The sequence below is a fragment of the Bradyrhizobium sp. USDA 4011 genome, assembly GCF_054063415.1.
Map to the genome: position 1 here is coordinate 5,571,058 of NZ_JBSSGG010000001.1, position 22,697 is coordinate 5,593,754.

General features: G+C 64.7%; 21 protein-coding genes. 12 read left to right on the forward strand and 9 right to left on the reverse strand.

Features of this window, described 5'->3' with window-relative positions; all coding sequences use genetic code 11:
• Nucleotides 1-69: 69 nt before the first annotated feature.
• Nucleotides 70-276, forward strand: a complete 207-nt coding sequence (locus ACVW1C_RS26155) for a hypothetical protein (protein ID WP_024581255.1) — start codon at nt 70-72, stop codon at nt 274-276.
• A 187-nt stretch (nt 277-463) separates the two neighbouring features.
• Here ACVW1C_RS26155 and ACVW1C_RS26160 read toward each other — a convergent pair whose 3' ends face one another.
• Nucleotides 464-724 (reverse strand): DUF2478 domain-containing protein, encoded by a 261-nt coding sequence (locus tag ACVW1C_RS26160; RefSeq protein ID WP_456763177.1) that lies wholly within the window; start codon nt 722-724, stop codon nt 464-466.
• Between ACVW1C_RS26160 and ACVW1C_RS26165 the strand changes: the two genes are divergently transcribed.
• Nucleotides 719-853 (forward strand): hypothetical protein, encoded by a 135-nt coding sequence (locus ACVW1C_RS26165; protein WP_456763301.1) that lies wholly within the window; start codon nt 719-721, stop codon nt 851-853. The two genes, ACVW1C_RS26160 and ACVW1C_RS26165, sit on opposite strands and share 6 nt — an antisense overlap.
• Before the next feature lie 115 nt (nt 854-968).
• On the opposite strand, the gene ACVW1C_RS26170 is transcribed toward ACVW1C_RS26165, so the two are convergent.
• Nucleotides 969-1,820, reverse strand: a complete 852-nt coding sequence (locus ACVW1C_RS26170; RefSeq protein WP_456760859.1) for an SDR family NAD(P)-dependent oxidoreductase — start codon at nt 1,818-1,820, stop codon at nt 969-971.
• Between the two features lie 296 nt (nt 1,821-2,116).
• On the opposite strand from ACVW1C_RS26170, the gene ACVW1C_RS26175 reads away from it, so the two are divergent.
• Complete coding sequence (locus ACVW1C_RS26175; RefSeq protein WP_456760860.1) at nt 2,117-3,613, forward strand: aldehyde dehydrogenase family protein; 1,497 nt, start codon at nt 2,117-2,119, stop codon at nt 3,611-3,613.
• Nucleotides 3,614-4,124: 511 nt separating this feature from the next.
• On the opposite strand, the gene ACVW1C_RS26180 is transcribed toward ACVW1C_RS26175, so the two are convergent.
• The gene (locus tag ACVW1C_RS26180; RefSeq protein WP_456760861.1) at nt 4,125-4,508 is read right to left on the reverse strand and encodes a winged helix-turn-helix domain-containing protein; all 384 of its coding nucleotides are present in this window, start codon (nt 4,506-4,508) and stop codon (nt 4,125-4,127) included.
• 100 nt (nt 4,509-4,608) lie between these two features.
• Here ACVW1C_RS26180 and ACVW1C_RS26185 point away from each other — a divergent pair, with 100 nt between their 5' ends.
• Both ACVW1C_RS26185 and ACVW1C_RS26190 read left to right on the forward strand, forming a co-directional pair.
• Nucleotides 4,609-5,736 (forward strand): alkene reductase, encoded by a 1,128-nt coding sequence (locus ACVW1C_RS26185; protein WP_456760862.1) that lies wholly within the window; start codon nt 4,609-4,611, stop codon nt 5,734-5,736.
• A gap of 116 nt (nt 5,737-5,852) precedes the next feature.
• Nucleotides 5,853-6,368 (forward strand): GFA family protein, encoded by a 516-nt coding sequence (locus tag ACVW1C_RS26190; RefSeq protein ID WP_456760863.1) that lies wholly within the window; start codon nt 5,853-5,855, stop codon nt 6,366-6,368.
• A gap of 51 nt (nt 6,369-6,419) precedes the next feature.
• Here the strand turns inward: ACVW1C_RS26190 and ACVW1C_RS26195 are convergent, their stop codons facing one another.
• Nucleotides 6,420-7,904 (reverse strand): hypothetical protein, encoded by a 1,485-nt coding sequence (locus ACVW1C_RS26195; protein ID WP_456760864.1) that lies wholly within the window; start codon nt 7,902-7,904, stop codon nt 6,420-6,422.
• Nucleotides 7,905-8,241: 337 nt separating this feature from the next.
• Here ACVW1C_RS26195 and ACVW1C_RS26200 point away from each other — a divergent pair, with 337 nt between their 5' ends.
• Complete coding sequence (locus ACVW1C_RS26200; RefSeq protein ID WP_456760865.1) at nt 8,242-9,906, forward strand: thiamine pyrophosphate-binding protein; 1,665 nt, start codon at nt 8,242-8,244, stop codon at nt 9,904-9,906.
• Nucleotides 9,907-10,182: 276 nt separating this feature from the next.
• Here the strand turns inward: ACVW1C_RS26200 and ACVW1C_RS26205 are convergent, their stop codons facing one another.
• Nucleotides 10,183-11,571, reverse strand: a complete 1,389-nt coding sequence (locus tag ACVW1C_RS26205) for an LLM class flavin-dependent oxidoreductase (protein WP_456760866.1) — start codon at nt 11,569-11,571, stop codon at nt 10,183-10,185.
• A 239-nt stretch (nt 11,572-11,810) separates the two neighbouring features.
• Between ACVW1C_RS26205 and ACVW1C_RS26210 the strand changes: the two genes are divergently transcribed.
• The 3 genes from ACVW1C_RS26210 (at nt 11,811) to ACVW1C_RS26220 (ending at nt 15,747) form a co-directional block, all read left to right on the forward strand.
• Complete coding sequence (locus tag ACVW1C_RS26210; protein WP_456760867.1) at nt 11,811-13,190, forward strand: M20 family metallopeptidase; 1,380 nt, start codon at nt 11,811-11,813, stop codon at nt 13,188-13,190.
• Nucleotides 13,191-13,423: 233 nt separating this feature from the next.
• Nucleotides 13,424-14,710, forward strand: a complete 1,287-nt coding sequence (locus tag ACVW1C_RS26215; RefSeq protein WP_456760868.1) for an MFS transporter — start codon at nt 13,424-13,426, stop codon at nt 14,708-14,710.
• A gap of 188 nt (nt 14,711-14,898) precedes the next feature.
• A complete protein-coding gene (locus ACVW1C_RS26220) occupies nt 14,899-15,747 on the forward strand; it encodes an IclR family transcriptional regulator (RefSeq protein WP_456760869.1) in 849 nt (282 codons plus the stop codon).
• 114 nt (nt 15,748-15,861) lie between these two features.
• Here ACVW1C_RS26220 and petA read toward each other — a convergent pair whose 3' ends face one another.
• The 4 genes from petA to ACVW1C_RS26240 all read right to left on the reverse strand — a co-directional run bounded on the left by petA (nt 15,862) and on the right by ACVW1C_RS26240 (nt 19,930).
• Nucleotides 15,862-16,515 carry a ubiquinol-cytochrome c reductase iron-sulfur subunit gene (gene petA, locus ACVW1C_RS26225; protein WP_456760870.1) on the reverse strand — a complete coding sequence of 218 codons (654 nt, stop codon included), beginning with the start codon at nt 16,513-16,515 and terminating at the stop codon, nt 15,862-15,864.
• 287 nt (nt 16,516-16,802) lie between these two features.
• Complete coding sequence (locus ACVW1C_RS26230) at nt 16,803-18,311, reverse strand: tripartite tricarboxylate transporter permease (RefSeq protein ID WP_456760871.1); 1,509 nt, start codon at nt 18,309-18,311, stop codon at nt 16,803-16,805.
• Nucleotides 18,312-18,317: 6 nt separating this feature from the next.
• Nucleotides 18,318-18,803, reverse strand: a complete 486-nt coding sequence (locus ACVW1C_RS26235; RefSeq protein ID WP_456760872.1) for a tripartite tricarboxylate transporter TctB family protein — start codon at nt 18,801-18,803, stop codon at nt 18,318-18,320.
• A 158-nt stretch (nt 18,804-18,961) separates the two neighbouring features.
• Nucleotides 18,962-19,930, reverse strand: a complete 969-nt coding sequence (locus ACVW1C_RS26240; protein WP_456760873.1) for a Bug family tripartite tricarboxylate transporter substrate binding protein — start codon at nt 19,928-19,930, stop codon at nt 18,962-18,964.
• A gap of 381 nt (nt 19,931-20,311) precedes the next feature.
• On the opposite strand from ACVW1C_RS26240, the gene ACVW1C_RS26245 reads away from it, so the two are divergent.
• From ACVW1C_RS26245 to ACVW1C_RS26255, 3 genes are read left to right on the forward strand one after another with little or no spacing between them, the layout of a single operon-like run.
• The gene (locus tag ACVW1C_RS26245; protein WP_456760874.1) at nt 20,312-20,728 is read left to right on the forward strand and encodes a hypothetical protein; all 417 of its coding nucleotides are present in this window, start codon (nt 20,312-20,314) and stop codon (nt 20,726-20,728) included.
• The gene (locus ACVW1C_RS26250; RefSeq protein WP_456760875.1) at nt 20,725-21,588 is read left to right on the forward strand and encodes an alpha/beta fold hydrolase; all 864 of its coding nucleotides are present in this window, start codon (nt 20,725-20,727) and stop codon (nt 21,586-21,588) included. Before ACVW1C_RS26245 ends, ACVW1C_RS26250 begins: the two co-directional genes overlap by 4 nt.
• A 30-nt stretch (nt 21,589-21,618) precedes the next feature.
• Nucleotides 21,619-22,530 (forward strand): amino acid ABC transporter substrate-binding protein, encoded by a 912-nt coding sequence (locus tag ACVW1C_RS26255; protein WP_456760876.1) that lies wholly within the window; start codon nt 21,619-21,621, stop codon nt 22,528-22,530.
• Nucleotides 22,531-22,697: the final 167 nt, after the last annotated feature.

Genomic DNA, 22,697 nt, shown 5'->3' on the forward strand with positions numbered 1-22,697 from the left:
ATATCCGCTGTCAAAGCTTCATGCGGTCGTGCTATGACGCCGCCCGCTAACCAAAGACCGGTGGAGATGATGTCGAAGCAATCGCTGCGCGAGGAGGCCGAACGCCTGATCCGCGAGACCATGGAAAAGCGGAACCTGGTCATCAAGCAGGGCACGACCCGGATCGAGGCCGTTTGCGGTAAATGCGGCGCGCCGAACCGGGTGCAGGCGGAAAAGGGCCAGTCCCGCGTCAAGTTCACCTGCAAGAATTGCGACCACAAGCAGGAAACGCTGTAGGCAAGCCCCTAACGCATCCGGTTCTATTGTCCCGTCATCCTGAGGAGCCGCGAAGCGGCGTCTCGAAGGATCGACGGCCACCGGCCGGGCCGTGCATCCTTCGAGACGCGCGCAAGAGCGCGCTCCTCAGGATGACGGTGATAGCCCGCAGGTAGGATGCCGAGCGTACCCGCCCCACAAAGCCCCTCTACTTGGACGCCTCACAGACCGTGGTGTGATCCGGCGCGATCCGGGCCGTGATCCGCAGCGAGACGCTGCGCCACCCGGCGTCCAGCGCGTGGTGATCGCAGGCGAGCTTCACGCTCATGCCGCCGGCGAACCTGATCCAGTCGGCAAAGCTTCGGCGTGACACCGCGATCACGACGGGAATGTCGGCGTCGAGCGCGCGCTCGATCACAAAACCAAGGCCCTTGCCGTCGAAGAAATGATCCGGAGCGCCGGTATGCAGATCGAAACCCGGGAGCTTACCACCTGCGAAGTCGCGCCCGACGGCTGCGCGATCCCGCGTGCTCAGCAGAGCGAGCTCGGCGAGGCGCTGGCGGTGCAGCCGACACCGGTGCGCGTGCGGGCGAATTAGCCGCGCTCGGTGACGCTTCCACGTCATTGCGAGCGAAGCGAAGCAATCCATCGCTCCGCATATGCGGAAGTATGGATCGCCTCGTCGCTTCGCTCCTCGCAATGACGAGTGGCGCTTACTTCCCCTTCGCGAACGCGGCGAACGCATCGCCGAAATCCGGATGCCAGCGCGACAGCGGCGGGCGGTTCTCGACGATGTCGCCGGCGGCCCACAGGATGCGGCGTTCGTCGAGCGCGCGCGGCACATCGTTGTCGGGGCACAGGATATAGAAATCGCCGGCTGCGAGGTGCTCGATCATGAAGTCGACGGTCTGCTCCGATGTCCAGGCGCCGGCCGGCTTCTCGGTGCGGCCGCGCGCGGTCAGCCCGGTGAAGACAAAGCCCGGGATCAAAAGATGCGCCGTGATCTTGCAGCCGTCGGTGTTGCGCAGCTCGTGCTGCAGCGCCTCGGTGAACGCCTTCACGCCGGCCTTGGAGACGTTGTAGGCGGGATCGCCCGGCGGCGTGGTGATGCCCTGCTTCGAGCCGGTGTTGATGATCAGCCCGGGCCGGCCGCGCTTGATCATGTCAGGCGCAAACGCCTGCGTGCCGTTGATGACGCCCCACAGATTGACGCCCAGGATGCGCTGCCAATTGTCCGCGGGTCCGAACATCGCGCTGCCGGGCTGGATCCCGGCATTGTTCATCAGGATGTCGGTGCCGCCGAACCTTTTCGCGACGGCGGCCTCGAGGCTTGCGACCTCGTCGGCGCGGCTGACATCGACCGCGGCCGTCATGATGTCGGCGGCGCCGCCAGGTGCGGCAGACGACAGTCTTGCCGCCGCTGCCTTCAGCCTGTCATCGCCGAGATCGGCGATGCAGACCTTCATGCCGGCTTCGGCAAACCGCGTCGCCGCGGCAAGCCCGATGCCGGATGCGCCTCCGGTGATCACGGCAACATGATTGGCTGACATCACGGGGTGGGGCATCGTCGGTCTCCGGACACATCTGTGGCTGACGTTCAAACCCTGAAGATTATGGTGGAATCGGCCCGGCGCGGTTTCGGTTCAAGGGAGAGGTGAACTTTCGACGCCGTTCCGGCTCAACCTGATCTCATCATGCTTTAGCATATCGCACCCACCATGCACGCAGGCGCATGGGAGGTTTTCATGCCCGCCACCCTCGACAACGCTTGCCTCGCTTTACGGTTTCGCGGCCGCGCTGTAGAATTTTCGATATAACGCTTCCAAAACACCTCAGCCGACATTTTACAGGGAGTGCAAACATGGCTGTTTCGCAGGCTGTTCCGATCACGCGCCATCCTTATGCCGATGGCTCCTACAAGAAGATGCTGATCGACGGCAAATGGGTCGACGCCGCCTCCGGCAAGACATTCGAAACCCATAACCCCGCAACCGGTGAATTGCTCGCATCCGTCGCCGAGGGCGATGCCGAGGACATCAACCGTGCGGTTGCAGCGGCGCGCCGCGCCTTCGAAGGGCCCTGGAGCAAGGTGAAGCCGTTCGAGCGGCAGAACATGCTGCTCAAGCTCGCCGAGCTCGTCGAAGCCAATTTCGAGGAACTGTCCCAGCTCGACACGCTCGACATGGGCGCGCCGATCAGCCGCACCCGCGGCAACCGGCTGCGCGCGCTCGGCATGCTGCGCTACTATGCCGGCCAGGCCACCGCGATCCACGGCGAGACCATCGAGAACTCGCTGCCCGGCGAGATCTTCTCCTACACGCTGAAGGAGCCGATCGGCGTGGTCGGCGCCATCATCCCGTGGAACGGGCCGCTGACCGCCTCGATCTGGAAGATCGGCCCCGCGATTGCGACCGGCTGCACCGTGGTGCTGAAGCCGGCCGAGGAATCGCCACTGACCTCGCTGCGCATCGGCGAGCTCTGCATGGAAGCCGGCATTCCGCCCGGCGTCGTCAACGTCGTGCCAGGCTATGGCGAGACCGCGGGCGCCGCGCTCGCGTCGCACCCCGATGTCGACAAGGTCGCCTTCACCGGCTCGCACGTCACGGGACAATCGATCATCCGTGCGTCGGCCGGCAACCTCAAGCGCGTCTCGCTCGAGCTCGGCGGCAAGTCGCCGGACATCGTGTTCGCCGATGCCGATCTCGATGCGGCGGTGCCGGGCGCGGCGATGGCGGTGTTCGCCAATTCCGGCCAGATCTGCAGCGCCGGCACGCGGCTGTTCGTCGAGCAGAAGGTCTATGACGAATTCGTCGGCCGCGTCGCCGAGTTCGGCAAGAAGCTGCAGGTCGGCAACGGCCTCGATCCCAACACCCAGATCGGGCCATTGGTGTCGCAGCAGCAGATGGATCGCGTCTCCGGCTATCTCGACATCGGCCAGAAGGAAGGCGCCAAGGCGCTGGCCGGCGGCGGCCGCCTCACCGAGGGCGCGCTGTCGAAGGGCTATTTCGTGCAGCCGACCGTGTTCGCCAACGTGCAGGACAACATGCGCATTGCGCAGGAGGAGATCTTCGGCCCGGTGATCTCGGCGATCTCGTTCAAGGATCCGGACGAACTGATCAAGCGCGCCAACGCCACCACCTTCGGCCTCGGCTCGGGCGTGTGGACCACCAATGTCAGCAAGGCGCACCAGGTCGCGAAGGCGCTGCGCGCGGGCTCGGTCTGGGTCAATTGCTACCAGGCGATGGATCCGGCGGTGCCGTTCGGCGGCTACAAGATGAGCGGCTACGGCCGCGAGTCCGGCAAGCAGCACGTCGAGGAATATCTCAACGTCAAGGCGGTCTGGATCAAGACGGGTTAGCGCCGCGAGGCTCGCTCGCTTCACCTCTCCCCGCCTGCGGTAGGGCAATCGCATATGAAATCTGCGGAGGCCGTCTGCGGCTTCCCTTCGCCTCTCCCGCTTGCGGGGGAGGCCGACGCGCGCTCAGCGCGCGGCGGGTGGGGGCTCTCTCCACGATATGACTCGCGGAGAGAGCCCCCACCCCAACCCTCCCCCGCAAGCGGGAGAGGGCGCTGACTGCCTATGCCGAGCCGCTCGAATCTCATATGCGATTGCCCTGCCGCCTGCGGGGAGAGGTCGGATTGCATCTACAGATGCAATCCGGGTGAGGGAGGTACAGGTCTCAACGATAGACGCACTCGCGCAGCGAAGCCCGTCACCCCAACACCCGCGTAATTTCGGAATATTAGAAGAATATCCCTGATTTGCCCGACGCGTCAAGTGGCCTGGTCGAATGCCGACCGCCGCCGGCTGCTTTGCATGGGGTTGTTTTCGATGTTTTCGCAGCGCGCCCCTGCGCCGGGTCTTGAGTCTACCTTCCCGCGGCCTTCTTCGGCTTGCCGATGTCGCTGCGCAGCGCCTCGAGATCCTTGCGCACGGCGGTGGCCGCATCGCGCTCGATCTTTCGGTAGCGCGCCACCAGGGAGAGGCCGAACGGGGTCAGCACCGCGCCGCCGCCATTCTTGCCGCCGGTCTGGCGTTCCACCGCCGCCTGCCGGCAGATGCGGTTGATCTCGTCGACCAGGTCCCAGGCGCGCTTGTAGCTCATGTCCATAGCGCGGCCGGCGGCGGAGATCGAGCCGCATTCCTTGATCCGCTCGAGCAGCAGGATCTTGCCCGGTCCGATGCGGTCTTCGGCATCGAGATCGATGCGGACGCTCAACGAGGGGAGCGATGGGGCGCTCGTTTTCGACATGGGAGACCTTCTCTTGGCAACAGATTGCCACTACCTCCTTTCATGAACAAGATGAACCCGTTACATAACGGGAAATCGCAAAAGAATATTTGGGGTAGGCATGAGTTCTCCATTGCTGTTTTCGCCGCTCAAGGTCGGTCCCTATGAGCTGAAGCATCGCGTCGTGATGGCGCCGCTGACGCGGATGCGGGCGGCGCGGCCGAGCCTCGCACCGCGGCCGATGAACGCGGAATATTACGCGCAGCGCGCCACGCCCGGCGGCCTGCTGATCGCGGAAGCCTCGCCGGTGGTCGCGACCGGCTTCGGCAATCCCGGCGTCCCCGGCATCTACAGCGAGGCCCAGATCGCAGGCTGGCGCGAGGTGGTGGATGCCGTGCACGCCAAGGGCGGCTTGATCTTCCTGCAACTTTGGCACGTCGGCCGCGTGTCGCATTCCTCATTCCAGCCCGGTGGCGCGTTGCCGGTGGCGCCGTCGGCGGTCGCGATCCCGCCCGAGTTCAAGTGCATGACGGCGGACGGCAAGGTGGTCGACTACGAGACGCCGCGTGCGCTTGAGACCGGCGAGGTCGCCGTGATGGTCGAGGCCTATCGGCAGGGCGCGAAGAACGCGCTCGCCGCCGGCTTCGACGGTGTCGAGATCCACGGCGCCAATGGCTATCTGATCGAGCAGTTCCTGCAATCGCGCAGCAATCTGCGCACCGACCAGTATGGCGGCTCGATCGAGAATCGCGTGCGCTTCCTGCTGGAGGTGACGCAGGCGGTGACCGAGGTCTGGGGCGCCAATCGTGTCGGCGTGCGGCTCTCGCCCTACGGCATCGCCAATGGCAGCGGCGAGGCCGACCCGATGCCGCTCTACAGCTACGCCATCAAGGCGCTGGACAAGCTCGGGCTCGCCTATCTGCATTTCATCGAACCGCGCGCCTCGGGCACCGGTCGCGCCGAGGTCGACTGGCAGAACGTGCCGTCCGCAATGGTGCTGTATCGCCCGATATGGAGCGGTGTCCTAATCACCGCCGGCAATTTCGTCGGCGACAGCGCGCAGCGCGCGGTCGCGGAAGGTCATGCCGATGCGATCGCGTTCGGCCGTTATTTCATCTCCAACCCGGACCTGCCGCGCCGCCTGCAGCGCGGCTATCCGCTGACCAAGTACAACCGCGCCACCTTCTATGCCGGCGAGGAGAAGGGCTACACGGATTATCCCGTGCACGACGAGATGGCGCAGGCGTAGACGACGCCGTCTTTACGCGCCGTCATTGCGAGGAGCGAAGCGACGAAGCAATCCATCGCTCCGCGCATGCGGGTCGATGGATTGCTTCGCTTCGCTCGCAATGACGGTGATCCCCGATGTTTCCGGACGACGAGTTCGAACCGACGAAAAAGCCCAAGCCGGTGGCGCTGGCAAAGCCCGCGGCCGGCCAATGCCTGTGCGGCAAGGTGCGGTTCGAGATCGACGTGCCGGCGCGCTGGGCCTGGCATGATCATACGGCCGCGAGCCGTCGCGCCCATGGCGCTGTTTATGCGACCTATGTCGGTAGCTGGAAGAAGCGGTTCCGCATCACGCAAGGCGCGGGCGAACTTTCGCGCTACGAGGATCGCGCGACCAAGACCGCGCGCAGCTTCTGCGCCAATTGCGGCACGCCCGTCATCTACGAGCGCGCGCGGTCGCCGCACATGGTGAACATTCCGCGCGCGCTGTTTTCCGGGCGCACCGGCCGGCAGCCGCTTTATCACATCGCGATCGAGGAATTGCAGGAATGGGCCTACACCGGTGAGCCGCTGGTGCCGCTGAAGGGCTATCCCGGCGTGGTCTGGCAGCGTTCGAAAAAGAAGAAGCGCAGCGAGCGCGAGGGGATGTTCTAGGACACCAAGCCGCGCGTGTCGGCATTCGGGGCGGGCGGTCGCACCAAAGCGTCAGTGCTTCACGTAGATGACCTCATCCGACCCTGCGTATTCCTCGGTCCACCCTCTTTTGTCCACGAGGAACCTCTTCAGAGGTTCGTGCGCCTTCACCCAGAGCACCGTGTCGATCTTGTACTTGGCGAGGACGGTGTCCCAGGCGGTCTCATCGATCTCCCATTTGATCAGGCTGAAATAGTCGCGCAGCAGCTCGTCGGGATAGGCGGTGGCCGACCGGCCATCGATGAACACGGGCACCGCGCCACGTGTGTAGAAGATCAGGAGGCCGCCGACGTTCCAGTGGTTCAGCAGCCGTGCATGCGGAAAATGGCTTTGAAGATAGCGCGCATCCTGCTCCGAGAGTAGCTGCGGAAGCGCGAGAGCCGGTTTGACGACCATCAGCGTCAGCGGCAGCGCGCACGTTGCAACGATGCCGGCAACCAGCAACGAGCCTCGGACCTTGAGATCGTTCAGTCGTTTGGGCAGCAGCCGGTCGATGTGAAGCGCCAGCGGCACCGTCGCGAACATGAAGAAGAACGACATGTACCGGTACTGATAGAATCCCAGCAGCAGGAACAGCCAGGACAGCAGCCGCGACTCCAGCGGAGCGGGCGAAGCAGCCGGGTGGCGCAGCTCGAACGCGGCAAATATCGCGATGTAGACGATGCCGGGAATGCTCCCGGGCACGGTGAAGTTCGCGGAGTAAGACCACCACTCGGTGATGTGCGCCTGCGCAAAGTGGCCCAGCGTGGTCGTGACGCCGTCGTAGATGTGCCAGCCAAACGGATTGATCAGGATTGCGACAAGGCAACCGGCGGCTGCGAAACCATAGATTCTAAGACCTGCCCAGTCTCGCCTGAGCACGGACGCGGCGCCGAAAATGCCGATGATGAAGAGCCCGAGCACGAAGCCGCCATGCAGATTGGCCCAAAGCACCATCAGCGCCGGCAGCAAGAACCATCTGGTTCGCTTCAGGCACTCTGCGTAGAAGACGACGCAGAACAACATGGTCGGGGTGTTTGGCGAAGCGGCGAGATAGGAATTCGGCGCGGTCACGAACGCGGGGTAAAGCAGGCACGCGGCGAGAACGGAAATGCCAACCGCAAGCGTCGAGGCACCGCTGCGCAGGCAGATCGATGCAAGATATCCGGCGATGACGGCGCCACACGCAACGACCGCCAATGTGAGGCCGGTATATCCCGTGTATTGAAACACCACGCTGGCGATCACGTCCCAGAGCCAGGATAGATTGTACCATTGCCTGTCGCCGAGGGTGAATGACCATGGATCCTGAAAGGGGACACTGCCGCGCTCCCTGATCAGGTCTCCGGCGGCGAGGTGCCATCCGAGATCAAGGTGGCCGAGCAGGAGCGGCCCGTTCGACAGGTAATACACGGACGTGACTGCGATCAGGAAGACATAGAGTCCCGGCTTCTCGCGCCCGATCGTTCCCGGTCCTCTATCGAGCCTGGTTCCGTTCCAGGCCGCAAGTGCGTCCATGACTGAGCCCCCGCGATCGAAGCGAGCCGTCTGCGGGCCCTGCATGCTCTTCTGTATGCTTGATGAAGGCAAACCATCTTCGCTTTAGGGCACTCTGGCTAAAGTAGCGTTAAAGTCGGCCGAGCAATTCGATGGCTCCCGCGGAGGTTCACGGCTTTCCCCACGCCGGCTTTCGAGGGACTGGCCGACGCAGTGAAATGACGAGCACGTGCCCTGGAGAGCCAGGCGCGCGCCAGCGGAATGCGGCCATGACCGGCCGCTCGATTGCTCTCCAAGCGCAAGTTTGGTCATCTCCGCCGGTGCCGTCGGCCAATGCGCCGGCAGGCCTGGAGGGAACATGAAGAATCGCATCACCGGCCGATCGGCATTCCTGGCGCTGCTGAAGGACGAGGGCGTCACGCATCTGTTCGGCAATCCAGGCACCACCGAATTGCCGATCATGCATGCGCTGAAGGATCATCCCGACCTCACCTATGTGATGGCGATGCAGGAGAGCCTGGTCGTCGCGATGGCCGATGGTTTCAGCCGCGCCTCCGGCAAGCTCGTCGCCTGCAACGTCCATGTCGCGCCCGGCCTCGGCAATGCGATGGGCTCGCTCTACAATGCGAGCTTCACCGGCACGCCTTTGATCCTCACCGCCGGCCAGCAGGAACAGGGCCACGGCCTGACCGAACCGGTGCTTTATGGCCCGCTGGTGCAGATGGCCACTCCCTTGGTGAAATGGGCCGTCGAGGTGACGCGGCTGGAGGACCTGCCGCGCATCGTGCGCCGCGCCGCCAAGATCGCGACCACGCCGCCCACCGGACCGGTGTTCATCTCGCTGCCCGGCGACATTCTCAACGCTGAGGCCGGTATCGAGCTCGGCCGCTCCACCCGGGTCGACGCCCGCGTCCGGCCGTCGGAGGATTCCTTGCAGGCGCTGGCCGCGCGCATCCTGAAAGCCGAGTGTCCGGTGATCGTCGTCGGTGACGAGATCGTCAAAAGCGACGCGCTGCGCGAGGCGGCCGATCTCGCCGAGACGTTGGGCTGCCCGGCCTGGCAATCGCCGACGCCCTATGGTTCGCATTTTCTCTCCGAAAGCCCAAGCTTCATGGGCGCCATCGCGCGGCTGCAGAAGGTCGCCTGCGATGTGCTGGCGCCGCATGATCTGTTGATCGCGCTCGGCGGCGATCCGCTGCGGATGTCGGTCTATAGCGAGGTCGATCCGCTGCCGGACGGGCTCTCGATCGTGCAGGTCGGCTTGGTCGACAGCGACCTCGCCAGGAACTATGGCGCCGAGATCGCGGTCAAGGCCGACGTCAAGGAGACGCTGCGCGCGCTGGTCCCGGCATTGAAGGAACTCGGCGGCGGCGCGCTGGAGGCGCGTGCGAAGCAGGGGCTCGCGGCGCTCTCGACGAAGAACTGGGCGGCGAAGCGCAAGGCGCTGGTCGAGCAGATATCGAAGGCGAGCCAGACCTCGCCGATCGATCCCGATTGGTTGGCGCTGCAGGTCGTGGAGGCGATGCCCGACAACGCGATCCTGGTCGACGAGGGCCTGACCTCGTCGCGGCAGATCCTCGGCTTACGCCCGCATCGCGACCGCTACGGCTATCACGCGCTCGCCTCCGGCGGCATCGGCTGGGGCCTGCCGGCCGCGGTCGGCGTCAGCCTCGCCAATCCGCAGCGCCCGGTGGTGTGCTATTCCGGCGACGGCTCGTCGATGTATTCGATCCAGTCGCTGTGGACCGCGGCCAACCACAAGCTGCCGCTCAATTTCGTCATCGTCAACAATGGCGGCTATCGCATCATCAAGCAGCGTCTGCTCGCCTTCCACGGCGACGACAATTATGTCGGCATGGACTTCATCGACCCGCCGGTCGATTTCACCGGCGTCGCGCGCTCGCTCGGGCTCGAGGCGATCAAGGTCACCGACCCCCAGGAGCTGAAGGGTGTGATGACGTCGGCGTTCAGCCGCCCCGGTGCGAAGCTGATCGAGGTGATGGTGAGCAATTCGGTGAATTGATTTTTCTCCGTGCGCTCTCCTCTCTCACCGTCATCCCCGCGCAAAGGCTTCGCTTTTGTCGCTGGAGGTGCGAGCGGAGCGAGCCTCGAAGGATGCACGGCCCGGCCGGTGGCCGTCGATCCTTCGAGACGCGCGCAAGGGCGCGCTCCTCAGGATGACGGGATGGTGAGCTGTGCGTAACCCCGTCATTGCGAGGAGCGAAGCGACGAAGCAATCCATTGGCCCGCATATGCGGAACGATGGATTGCTTCGCTTCGCTGGCAATGGCAGAGGCAATCACTCCGCTGCGTCTGTCTGCGACTTCACCCGATATCGCCCCGCAGGATGCGTCGCATCGAGCCTGGCGCGCCCCGCGCCGAATAGCTTCTCCCGCAAGGTGCCCTTGGCATACTCCCGCTTGTAGCGGCCGCGCTTGACGAGCTCCGGCACCAGCATGTCGGCGATATCCTCGAAATCGCCGGGCGAGATCGCAAACGCGACATTGAGGCCGTCGACGTCGGTGTCCTCGAACCATTGCTCGATCTTGTCGGCGACCTGCTCGGGCGAGCCGACCACCACGGGGCCGGCGCCGCCGATGCCGACATGCTCGGCGACCTCGCGCACGGTCCAGACCCGATCGGGGTCGGCGCGGGTGACGTTGTCCATCGCGGAGCGGCCGGCGTCGTTCTGCACGTGCCGCACCTGCTGGTCGAGCGAATAGGTCGAAAAGTCGACGCCGGTCCAGCCCGACATCAACGCCAGCGCGCCCTCATGGCTGATATGGCTGCGGTACTCCGCATACTTCGCCTTGGCTTCGGCCTCGGTCGGCGCCACCACGACGCACATCATCGAGAACATCAGGATCTCGGCCGCACTGCGGCCCTTCTCTGCGGCGAGCTCGCGGATCGCCGAGACGCGCGGGCCGATCACCTTCGCCGACGGGCCGGACATGAAGACGCATTCGGCGTGCTCGGCGGCGAATTGCCGGCCGCGCGGCGAGGTGCCGGCCTGGTAGAGCACCGGCGTGCGCTGCGGCGACGGCTCGGAGAGATGGATCGCGTTGAGCCGGTAGTTGTTGCCTTCGTGCTGGACGCGATGCACCTTCTTTGGGTCGGTGAAGATGCCGCGCGCGACATCGCGGATCGCGGCGTCGTCCTCCCAGCTGCCTTCCCAGAGCTTGTAGACCAGCTCCATGTACTCGTCGGCGAGCTCGTAGCGGTCGTCATGCGCGGTCTGCTTGTCCTTGCCGGCGCCGCGCGCCGCGGAATCGAGATAGCCGGTCACCACGTTCCAGCCGACCCGGCCGTTCGTCAGATGGTCGAGCGTCGACATCCGCCGCGCGAACGGGTAGGGCGGCTCGAAGGAGAGATTGCTGGTGACGCCGAAGCCGAGATTTTCGGTCACCGCGGCCATCGCCGGGATCAGCATCAACGGCTCGTTGGCCGGGGTCTGCGCCGCGTTGCGCAGCGCCGCATCCGGATTGCCGGCATACACATCATAGACGCCGAGCACGTCGGCGAGGAACAGGCCGTCGAACCGGCCGCGCTCCAGCGTCTTCGCCAGATCGGTCCAGTAGGACAGCTTGTTGTAGTCCTTGGTGCGGTCGCGCGGATGGGTCCACAGCCCGGGCGACTGATGCGCCACGCAGTTCATGGCAAAGGCGTTGAGCCGGATTTGTTTTGTCATTGTCGAAACCCTGGTCGAAACCTTGAGCGCCGCTTCGAATGCTGCCCGGTCGGATGTCGGGCGTCCCGCATCAACTTGTTGCGACTTCCCACGTTTTGGCAAGGCCCCCTTCGCGATTCACACCCTTCCGGTGGCGGGCCGATCCCGATAGGTTGCCGGCCTCCAGAAGCATGATCGGAGCGCAAAGCGTCGCGTTCCGGTGGGATCATGCCAAGACGCGACCGGACGAAGGAACAATCATGGCGACACGGGCCGACGCAATCGCAAAGGTGCGAGAGCATTTTCAATCGGGACAGTTCTTGCAGGAGCTGGACCGCAGGGTCGGCTACCAGACCGAGAGCCTGAATGCCGACAAGGCCGATGCGCTGCGCGCCTATCTGGTCGAGAATTTGCAGCCCGCCTTCGCCCAGCTCGATTTCAAGACCCGGCTGATCGAATCGCCGACCGGCCGCGGGCCCTACCTGATCGCCGACTACCAGGAGGATGCGGCGCGGCCGACCGTGCTGACCTACGGTCATGGTGACGTCGTCGACGGCATGGTCGGCGAATGGCGCGACGGACTCAATCCCTGGCAGACCACGGTCAAGGGCGACCGGGTCTACGGCCGCGGCACCGCCGACAACAAGGGCCAGCATTCGATCAACATGGCCGCGCTGCGCGCGGTGAAGCAGGCGCGCGGCGGCAAGCTCGGCTTCAATGCCAAGTTCATTATCGAGACCGGCGAGGAGATCGGCTCGCCCGATCTGCGCGAGGTCTGCGAGGCGCATCGCGAGGAGCTGAAGGCCGACCTGTTCATTGCTTCCGACGGGCCGCGGCTGTCGGCGGAACGGCCGACCATCTTCCTCGGCTGCCGCGGCGGCAACCGCATCCATCTCGACGTCAATCTGCGCGAGGGCGGCAACCATTCCGGCAATTGGGGCGGCGTGCTGGCCAATCCGGCGACGATCCTGGCGAACGCGATCGCGAGCCTGGTCGACGGCAAGGGCCGCATGAAGCTCGATATCCTGAAGCCGCCGCCGATCTCGAACCGCGTTCGCGCCGCGCTTGCCGACGTCGAGATCAAGCCGACGGCGGACGAACCGGCGCTGGCGGAAGACTGGGGCGAGGAGGGCCTGACCGCGGCCGAGCGGCTCTACGCCTGGAACACGCTGGAGGTGCTGGCGATGTCGTCAGGCAATATCGACAAGCCCGCCAACGCAATTCCGGGCAAGGCGAACGCGGTGCTGCAGCTCCGCTTCGTCGTCGGCACGAAGTATCTCGAAGTGATCGATGGGGTGCGCGACTATCTGCACAAGAACGGCTTTCCGATGGTCGAGGTCTCCGGCGCGCAGCGCTTTGGCGCCTCGCGCACCGACATGGACAGCCCGTGGATCGAGTGGGCGGCGAATTCGATCCGCACCACCACCGGCAAGGCGCCGGCCGTGCTACCGAACTTCGGCGGCTCGCTGCCGAACGACGTGTTCTCCGAAGGCCTCGGCCTGCCGACGATCTGGGTGCCGCATTCCTATCCGGGCTGCTCGCAGCATGCGCCCGACGAGCACATCCTGTTGCCGGTGACCGAGGAGGCGCTGACCATCATGGCCGGCCTGTTCTGGGATCTCGGCGAGGCGCAGCTTTAAGGTTGAAGGACGGGCTCGCTTTTTCCCCGTCATCCTGAGGTGCGAGCGGAGCGAGCATCGAAGGATGAATCGGGCACCAGCGGGGCCGTGCATCCTTCGAGGCTCGCAAGAGCTCGCACCTCCAGCGACAAAGGCAAAGCCTTTGCGCGGGGATGACGGGGATACATGGATGCCCGGCAAGGCCGGGCATGACGAGCGGAGAACTGGCGCCCGACGCCGGCAAGGAAAACGGAATGACTTTATCAACGCCGGCTGACGCGCAGCATACGGCCGCCACCGCCAAGAAAGACATCACCCGCCTGATCGTCGCAACCTCGGTCGGCAATGCGCTCGAATGGTACGACATCTCGGTCTACGCCTATTTCGCAGTCTATCTCTCCAAGGCGTTCTTTCCGGCCAATGATCCGACCACCTCGCTGCTGCTCACCTTCGGCAGTTTCGGCCTGTCGTTCCTGATCCGTCCGATCGGCGGCGTCGTGCTCGGCGCCTATGCCGACCGTCACGGCCGCAAGGCTTCCCTGATGCTGTCGATCGTGCTGATGACGTTGGGCACGCTGGTGCTGGCCTTGATGCCGACCTATCAAACCATCGGCATCCTGGCGCCGATCGCGGTGATGCTGGCGCGGCTGGTGCAGGGCTTCTCGGCCGGCGGCGAGTTCGGCTCCTCGACCGCGTTCCTGGTCGAGCACATGCCGGAGCGGCGCGGTTTCGTGGCGAGCTGGCAGTTCGCGAGCCAGGGCGTCAGTGGCCTGCTCGGGGCCGGCTTCGGCGCGCTGCTGACCTCGCTGATGAGTCCCGAGGATTTGCAATCCTGGGGCTGGCGCCTGCCGTTCCTGTTCGGCGTGCTGATCGGCCCGGTCGGCATCTACATCCGCAACCATGTCGACGATGCGACGCCGCCGCCGGCCGCAGAGCAGGGATCGCCGGTCAAGGAGGTGTTCGCGAAACAGATGCTCCCGACCATCCTCGCGATCGGCGCACTCGCGGTGTCGACCGCGGTCAACTATCTGATCGTCTATATGCCGACCTATGTGGTGAAGACGCTCAACCTCGCGCCGTCGGTCGGCTTCATCGCCGCATTCGCCGCGCAGACGGCGGTCGCGCTGCTGGCGCCGATCGCGGGCCTCGTCTCCGACAAGATCGGACGCACCACGCACATGATGCTGTTTGCGCTGCTGCTGCTGGTCTCGATCTTCCCGGCCTTCCTGCTGCTCACGGGCAGGCCGACGCCGACCATCATCCTGATCGGCGTGCTGTGGCTCGGCGTCCTCAAGTCGCTGTATTACGGGCCGCTCGCCGCGCTGATGTCGGAACTGTTTCCGGCGGCGACGCGTGCGACCGGGCTCGGCCTCAGCTACAATATCGGCGTCACATTGTTCGGCGGCATGGGCCCGGCGATCATGACCTGGATGGGCGGCTTCGCGCCGATCGGCGAGCTCGCACCGGGTTACTACCTCACCGGCGTCTGCCTGCTCAGCCTGTGGTCGCTCTTCACGATCCGCCGGCTGCGGCTGGCTTGATTTCGTGAAGCGAAATTCGAATGTCTTCGTTGCTGCGAAGCAGCGCAGATGGTCGCAATCAAAGTTTCATCTGACGAAAGTATACGATGTCCGGCGCACGTCATCCGTCTTAGGATGATGTCCGCCGGGCACGGCCTTTCGTTGTGCCCGGTTCAGGATTTGGATTTGAAGGCAAGGAAGACCAAGGCATGAACGCCTCCACGACTGCGACCGCACGGACCAGCCGCAAGAGGCCACCGCCGGAGCCGGGCCAACCCGACAAGTTCAACGCGATTCAGAAGGTCTGCGCGATCCTGCGCGTGCTGGCGCAGCGCTCGCCGCTGCGGCTGACCGACATCGCCGACACCACCTCGCTGAACAAGGCGACCGCGCTGCGCATCCTCAACTCGCTGATCGAGGAGGGGTTCGTCAGCCGGGTCGCCGGCGCCAAGACCTATGAGCTCGGCCAGGAGGCCCGGGTGATGGCGGTCGGCGCGCGCCGCTCGGTCGACATCGCCGAACTGGCGCAGCCGAGCCTGCTGCGGCTGTCGGAGCGCTCCGCGGATACGGCGCTGTTGTCGGTTCGCTCCGGTGTCGAGGCGCTGTATCTGGCGCGCTCGGTCGGCAGCCATCCGCTGCAGCCGAATTATCTGCAGATCGGCAGCCGCCGTCCGCTCGGCGTCGGCGCCGGCGCGCTGGCGCTTCTGGTCTGGCTGCCGGACGCCGAGATCGAGGCCGTGATCGAGGTGATCGTGCCGCGGCTGGCGAAATCGCCGCGCATCACGCCAAAATTCCTGCGCGAGCGGATCGTCGTGGCGCGCAAGGTCGGCCATACCGTGCTGATCGACGCCGCATTCCCCGGCATGGGCGGCGTCGGCGTTCCCGTTCGCGACGATGCCGGCGAGGTGGTCGCCGCGCTCTCGATCGGCGCGGCATCCGACCGCATCCGCCGCCGCGAAAGCGAGCTCGCCGACATGCTGAAGAAGGAAGCCCAGGTGCTGGCCCGCGCGATGGCCCAGGCGCCGAAGAACGGGCGCGCGGTCAAGCCAGCCTCGTGATCGACGAACGATGATCGTCAAGAGCCTTTCCCGTTCCGATGGAATCGGAACGGGGCTTTTTGCCTTGACGCGTTTTCTTCACGCGAAGCGGCATCCACCTCGCCTGAAAACGCCTTAGATCTGCCGGATCCTGGCAAAGTCGAAATCGGAGTTCGGCGGATTCTCGCCGACTCGGAGCACGGTGTCGCTCGGGAAGTGATGCGGAGGAACCGGCAAATTATAGGGCGCCGGCACGCCGTGATAGACGCGTCCCGCGAGATCGTATTTGGAACCGTGGCACGGGCAGAAATAGCCGCCCGGCCAATTCGGCGCAGGCGAGGTCGGGTTCGGGTCCGGTTCGAACAACGGGATGCATCCCAGATGGGTGCAGATGCCGATCACGACGCCGAACTCCGGCTTGATGGAGCGATGCCAGTTCGCAACATAGTCCGGTTGCTGCAACTCGGACGATTGCGGATCCGCCAGTTGGGACAGCAGTGCCGGGTCCTTCAGCTTCTCGACGGCCTGCGGTGTGCGGTGGGTCACGAACACTGGTCTGGTTCGCCAGCGCAGCACCACCTGCTGGCCCGGTGCAATCTTCGAGAGGTCCAGTTCGACCGGTCCGCCCGCGGCCAGCGTCGAGGCGTCAGGGTTCATCTGACTGATCATGGGGATGAGCGATGCCACGGCGCCAACCGCGCCGAAGGCGGCGGTGGCGACATAGAGAAAGTCGCGGCGCGAGGCCTTGCCGGATGTCAGGATTTTTGCCGCGGAGATAGAGTCGGCCATCGTGGGAATCTCCTTGTCCAAAGGACCACGAAGGGAACGCGGACGACCGGACGGCGTGTGATCGAGCTTGGCGATCCCGACGGATCTACGACGGATGTCGGCGCACCGTCCGATCCCGGCTCGGAGCGATTCCGTGACGGCACTCGTCGTCAGGATCGGAGGTTGTGCGTCTCGCAGCGATGTTTCACCGCATGCATCAGGACATATGGCGACGCCGGCTGTGACGGCCAGCGTCGCTTTGTTAATTCGAGTCCATCTTCAAACGAAGGTGAACGCGATGTGCCGGCTCACGCCCCCTCATCCAGCGCCACCATTTCGCGCTTCCTGCGCAGCGACGGCAGCAACGGGCCGACCAGCAGCACCAATGCGAAGGCGAGGCAGATCGCCGAGATCGGCCGCTCCACGAAGGTCATGAGGTCGCCCTGCGAGAGGATCAGCGACTTGCGCAGATTGTTCTCCAGCATCGGCCCGAGCACGAAGGCGAGCACCAGCGGCGCCGGCTCGTAGCCGAGCTTGCGCATGAAATAGCCGATCACGCCGAACGCGATCATGACATGGACGTCGAACACGTTGTTACTGGAGCAGTAGACGCCGATGATCGTGAACAGGATGATCAGCGGGAATAGCACATTGTAGGGCAGCCGCAGCAGCTGCACCCACATGCCGATCATCGGCAGATTGAGCACGAGCAGCATCAGATTGCCGATATACATGCTGGCGACGATGCCCCAGAACAGCGTCGGGTTCTGCGAGATCATCAGGGGTCCCGGCTGCAGGCCGTGGATCACGAAGGCGCCGAGCAGCAGCGCCATCACCACATTCGGCGGGATGCCGAGCGTCATCAGCGGAATGAAGGCGCCGCCGGCAGCGGAATTGTTGGCCGATTCCGGCCCCGCCACACCCTCGATCGCGCCATGGCCGAACCGCTCCGGATGTTTCGAGAGCCGCTTCTCCAGCGCATAGGACGCGAACGACGCCACCACGGCGCCGCCGCCGGGCAGGATGCCGAGGAAGAAGCCGAGCACGGTGCCACGGCCGACCGGCCCGGCGCTGGCCTTCCAGTCCTCCCTGCTCGGCAGCAGCTGCGTAATCTTGGTCTTGATGATGTCGCGCTTGATCGCCTGCTCGGTGTTGAGCAGCACCTCGGCGACGCCGAATAGGCCCATCACCACAGGCACGAGACCGATGCCGTCGATCAGCTCGATGCGGCCGAAGGTCAGCCGCGGCTGCGCGGTGATGCTGTCGAGCCCGACCAGGCCGAGCACGACGCCGATGCAGGCCATCAACAGCGCCTTGGCCATCGAGCCCTGGGTGAGGAAGGTCAGCACCACGAGGCCAAGCACCATCAGGCTGAAATATTCGGCCGGGCCGAACGCGATCGCGACGCTGGCGAGCGAAGGCGCCACCAGCATCAGGGCGACCAGCGAGAAAGTGCCGGCGATGAACGAGCCGAACGCGGAGATGCCGAGCGCGGGGCCGGCGCGGCCCTGCTTGGCCATCTGGTGGCCGTCGATGCAGGTGACGACGGAGGCGGCTTCGCCGGGAATGTTGACCAGGATCGAGGTGGTCGAGCCGCCATACATCGAGCCGTAATAGATGCCGGCCATCATGATGATGCCGGACTCCGGCGTGCCCGACAGGGTAACGGGAAGCAGCAGCGACATCGCCGAGATCGGGCCGATGCCGGGCAGCACGCCGACCAGCGTGCCGATGAAGACGCCGATGAAGCAATAGAGCAGATTGACCGGCAGCAGCGCGACGCCGAGGCCGTGGGCGACGTTGACGAGAGTATCCATGGGCGCTCAACCGATCTCGAACATGCCGCTCGGCAACTGGATCGCGAGCAGGTGCTTCAGCACCCACCACATCCCGAGCGGGGCAAGGATGGACAGCGGGATCGCCAGCGACCAGCGCACCGGATCGATCACGCGGAGCAGCAACAGCATCAGGGGGATCGCCGACAGCAGGAAGCCCAGCGGCTCCAGCGCAAAGGCGAACGCGGCGAGGCAGACGATGACCAGGACCGGCTTGCCCCAGCGCGCATTCTCCCAGCGCGAGGCGAAGGTCGGGCCGCCCTCGGTGACCGCCGCGACAACGATCGAGATCGCGAACACGCACATTAGGATGCCGGCATAGAACAGCACGTAGCCGGAGCCGGGATCGTTGATGGTGCCGAGCTTGAGCTTCAGCCCCGACCAGATCACGAAGCCGCCGAGCGCAAGCCCGATCAGCCCGCCCCAGAGTTCGGAGTTGTTGAGGCGGAGTTTGACGTTGGTTTGGTCTGTCATGGAGGTGCTCTCGTCACATCGCAAGGTTGGGCATTGACCTGTCCCCGTCATTGCGAGCGAAGCGAAGCAATCCATTTCACCGCGTGTGCGGAACGATGGATTGCTTCGTCGCTTCGCTCCTCGCAATGACGGAGAGAGACTTCGCGGCCAGCCCAGCGCTACTTCTTCGCCAGCCCGAGCGTGTCGATCACCTTGCGCTCGGACTCGGTGACCTCGACCACGAACTTCTTGTAGTCCTCGGTGTTCTTGTAGTTCGGCACCATGTCGTATTTGGCCAGCGTCGCGATCACGGCGGGGTCCTCGATCGCCTTCTTGAAGGCGTCGTGCAGCTTGGCGACGATCTTGGGGTCCATGCCCTTGGGGCCGGCGATGCCGAACGGCGAGTCGTAGATCATGGGATAGCCGAGCTCCTTCAGCGTCGGCACATCGGGATAGTTCGGCGAGCGCGTGCCGGTCCACACCATAAGCAGCCGGAGCTTGCCGGCGTCGACCAGCGGCCGCCAGCCGGTGGAATCGGCCTGCAGCATGGTGTGCTGGCCGAGCACCGCAGCGTTGGTCTCGGCGCCGCCCTTGAACGGCACCTGGGTCAGCTTGATCCCGCCGGCCATCAAGGCGATCTGCTCCATGCCGATATGCAGCGAGGTGCCGGTGCCCGGCGTCGCATAGGTCACCTTGCCGGGATTCTTCTTGGCGAAATCGACCACGTCCTGCCAGGTCTTGAACTGCGACTCCGCATTGGTGGTGACGCCGAAGGTGTAGCCGGTGAGGTGGACGATGTAGGAGAAATCCTTCGCCGGGTCCCACGACACGTCCTGCATCAAGGGCAGGCGGAACACGGTGATCGGAATCTGCGCGATGGTGTAGCCGTCGGGCTTGGCGCCGGCGGCCATGGTCGCCGGGCCCACGGTGCCGCCGCCGCCCGCCTTGTTGTCGACCGCGATCGGCTGGCCCAGCACCTTGGAGGCGCTCTCGGCGATCGCGCGCATCGAGATATCGGTCGAGCCGCCCGCCGGCCACGGCACGATCAGCGTGATCGGCTTGGTCGGATAATCCTGCGCCTGCGCCGCTGTTGACAGCAGCATGCCGGCGGCGGCGAGCAGGACCATCCAGGAATTGCGCTGCGACATCTCGATCTCTCCCCGTGTGGCCGCGTTCGATCGCGGCGGCGTCTTGTTCGGTGTTGGCAATGATCGTCCCTGGCGTCGCAGGGACACGCTGCGCATTGGACAGAACAGGGCGGGCAACGGAAGAGCGAAGGCGCCGACTGCGACAATTGGCGTGCCGCGACCTGCCGTGCCGCGGAATTCAATCGGCCTTTGGTCTGACGGAGTGGCAGCTCCTGGCAGCATGCGGGGAGGGCGCGCCGCCCCGCGCCCTGAACCGCAAGCGGCGTTTGGTCAAGCGAATAATCCAGGGAACCCAAGGGCATCCGAGGGCATCGGCGGCTTGCGGGATCGTGCCCTTCCGGTCATCATGGGGCGTCCGCCGCAGGAAAACTTCCTCGACAGATGACGTTATCGCCCGACGCCACCGACGACGCTGTGACGACGGCGTTTGCCGGCATTCCCGCATTGCTCGACCAGGCGCCGCTCTTGGTCTCGCGCGGGCGGCTGCTCGATTGCGACTGCCTGCTCGGCCCGATGGCGCGGCCGTTTCACGCCGCGATCCGTGGCGGCCGCATCGTCGAGCTCGTGCCCTCGCCGGTCCTGATGCGCTCGTGGCGCTTCGCCTATCGTGCGACGCCGCAGGCCTGGGCCGCCTATTGGCAGGCCGAGCCGAAACCCGGCTGGCACGATCTGCTGGCGCTGACCAAGCGCGGCGAGGCGGTGCTCGAAGGCGATCTGCATCCCTTCATGGCGCACCTGCAATACTTCAAGGACCTGCTGGCGCTGCCGCGGCAGCATTTCGCGGCGGCCCTATCATGAGCGGCACGATCATGGACGGCCATATCGAGCCGATGGTCGGCCGCTACGTTCACGTCGAGATCGGCGGCGAGCTGCACCGGATCTATTTCGAGGAGAACGGAAAGGGCATTCCGCTGGTCTGCCTGCACACCGCGGGATCAGACGCGCGGCAGTGGCGGCATCTGCTCGCAGATAGCGCGTTTGCCGAAAATTTCCGCGTCATTGCCTTCGATATGCCCTGGCATGGCAAGTCGAATCCGCCGAAAAGCTGGACCGGCGATGAATACCAACTCACCACCAACAGCTACACCGAGACCATCCGCGCCTTCTGCCGTGCATTGGGGCTGGAGAAGCCTGTCGTGATGGGCTGCTCGATCGGCGGCCGCATCGTGCTCAACCTTGCGATCGAACATGCCGCCGAGTTTCGCGCGCTGATCGGGCTCGAGGCTGCCGATTTCCAGGAGCCGTGGTACGACACCGACTGGCTCAATCGGGCGGACGTTCACGGCGGCGAGGTCTGTGCCGCGCTGGTGTCGGGGCTGATCGCGCCGCAAAGCCCGGCGCCTGCGCGGATGGAAACGCTGTGGGCCTACAAGCAGGGCGGTCCCGGCGTGTTCAAGGGCGACCTTCATTTCTACCGTGTCGACGGCGACCTGCGCGGCCGGGTCGCGTCAATCGATACTAAAGTATGCAAGCTCTATCTCCTCACGGGCGAGTATGATTTCTCCTGCACGCCCGAGGACACGAGGCGGACGGTAGCGGCTATAGGGGGCGCCAGCGTCACGATCATGGAAAAGCTCGGTCATTTTCCGATGAGCGAGAATCCGGAGCAGTTTCGCCGCTATATCGCACCCGTCCTCGCCGACATTCTCACGCAGTAAATCGACCGTTTCCACGCAAGGAGTAGACGTATGACACGCAAATATCTCATCGGCCTGGCGCTCGCCGGCGCCCTCGGCGCGAGCCAGGCGCAGGCCGAGGAGCTGACCGGAACGCTGAAGAACATCAAGGACACCGGCGCGATCACGCTCGGCTTTCGCGATTCATCGATCCCGTTCTCCTATCTCGACGACAACCAGAAGCCCATCGGCTATGCGATGGACATCTGCTACAAGATCGTCGATGCCATCAAGAAGGAGCTGAAGCTCGACAAGCTCGAGGTCAAGCTCAACCCGGTCACCTCGGCGACGCGTATTCCGCTGATGGCCAACGGCACCGTCGACCTCGAATGCGGCTCGACCACCAATAATGCCGAGCGCCAGAAGCAGGTCTGGTTCACCAACACCCACTTCCTGACTGCCAGCCGCTACGTCTTCAAGAAGTCGAGCGGGCTGAAGTCGATCGACGACCTCAAGGGCAAGGCGGTGGTCTCGACCGCCGGCACTACCAACATCAAGCAGCTCACCGAAGCCAATGTCGCGCGCGGCCTCGGCGCCAACATCATCCCGGCCAAGGATCACGCCGAAGCCTTCCTGATGGTCGAGACAGACCGCGCGGTCGCCTTCGTGATGGACGACATCCTGCTCGCGAGCCTCGTCGCCGGCTCGAAGTCGCCGGGCGACTACGTGATCTCCAAGGATGCGTTCTCCAAGCCCGAGCCCTACGGCATCATGCTGCGCAAGGATGATGCGCCGTTCAAGAAGGTCGTCGACGCCGCCACGGCCGCGCTCTACACCAGCGGCGAGGGCGAAAAGATCTACGACAAGTGGTTCATGCAGAAGATTCCGCCGAAAGGCCTGAACCTCAACGTGCCGCTCGGACCGGAGCTGAAGCACGAGTTCGCCAAGCCGTCGGACTCGCCGGATCCGGATAGTTACAAGTAAGCTGCCGGGGCCTCATGGTTCGAGACGGCGCAATGCGCCTCCCCACCATGAGGGACCGGAGAACTAACTAAGCGTGTCCGGCCGTTTTTGGAGGAAAATGGCCGGACATTTGCATATAGTCGGCGCATCGCGTTTGGATGCGCATACGTTGCCGTCAAGCCTGATCG

Coding starts and splice junctions, on each gene's coding strand:
- ACVW1C_RS26175 (WP_456760860.1), top strand. CDS start 2,117: ATGGCTGTTTCGCAGGCTGTTCCGATCACGCGCCATCCTTATGCCGAT.
- ACVW1C_RS26185 (WP_456760862.1), top strand. CDS start 4,609: ATGAGTTCTCCATTGCTGTTTTCGCCGCTCAAGGTCGGTCCCTATGAG.
- ACVW1C_RS26210 (WP_456760867.1), top strand. CDS start 11,811: ATGGCGACACGGGCCGACGCAATCGCAAAGGTGCGAGAGCATTTTCAA.
- ACVW1C_RS26200 (WP_456760865.1), top strand. CDS start 8,242: ATGAAGAATCGCATCACCGGCCGATCGGCATTCCTGGCGCTGCTGAAG.
- ACVW1C_RS26250 (WP_456760875.1), top strand. CDS start 20,725: ATGAGCGGCACGATCATGGACGGCCATATCGAGCCGATGGTCGGCCGC.
- ACVW1C_RS26170 (WP_456760859.1), bottom strand. CDS start 1,820: ATGCCCCACCCCGTGATGTCAGCCAATCATGTTGCCGTGATCACCGGA.
- ACVW1C_RS26255 (WP_456760876.1), top strand. CDS start 21,619: ATGACACGCAAATATCTCATCGGCCTGGCGCTCGCCGGCGCCCTCGGC.
- ACVW1C_RS26215 (WP_456760868.1), top strand. CDS start 13,424: ATGACTTTATCAACGCCGGCTGACGCGCAGCATACGGCCGCCACCGCC.
- ACVW1C_RS26245 (WP_456760874.1), top strand. CDS start 20,312: ATGACGTTATCGCCCGACGCCACCGACGACGCTGTGACGACGGCGTTT.
- ACVW1C_RS26235 (WP_456760872.1), bottom strand. CDS start 18,803: ATGACAGACCAAACCAACGTCAAACTCCGCCTCAACAACTCCGAACTC.
- ACVW1C_RS26240 (WP_456760873.1), bottom strand. CDS start 19,930: ATGTCGCAGCGCAATTCCTGGATGGTCCTGCTCGCCGCCGCCGGCATG.
- ACVW1C_RS26195 (WP_456760864.1), bottom strand. CDS start 7,904: ATGGACGCACTTGCGGCCTGGAACGGAACCAGGCTCGATAGAGGACCG.
- ACVW1C_RS26230 (WP_456760871.1), bottom strand. CDS start 18,311: ATGGATACTCTCGTCAACGTCGCCCACGGCCTCGGCGTCGCGCTGCTG.
- ACVW1C_RS26190 (WP_456760863.1), top strand. CDS start 5,853: ATGTTTCCGGACGACGAGTTCGAACCGACGAAAAAGCCCAAGCCGGTG.
- ACVW1C_RS26205 (WP_456760866.1), bottom strand. CDS start 11,571: ATGACAAAACAAATCCGGCTCAACGCCTTTGCCATGAACTGCGTGGCG.
- ACVW1C_RS26180 (WP_456760861.1), bottom strand. CDS start 4,508: ATGTCGAAAACGAGCGCCCCATCGCTCCCCTCGTTGAGCGTCCGCATC.
- petA (WP_456760870.1), bottom strand. CDS start 16,515: ATGGCCGACTCTATCTCCGCGGCAAAAATCCTGACATCCGGCAAGGCC.
- ACVW1C_RS26220 (WP_456760869.1), top strand. CDS start 14,899: ATGAACGCCTCCACGACTGCGACCGCACGGACCAGCCGCAAGAGGCCA.
- ACVW1C_RS26165 (WP_456763301.1), top strand. CDS start 719: ATGCAGATCGAAACCCGGGAGCTTACCACCTGCGAAGTCGCGCCCGAC.
- ACVW1C_RS26155 (WP_024581255.1), top strand. CDS start 70: ATGTCGAAGCAATCGCTGCGCGAGGAGGCCGAACGCCTGATCCGCGAG.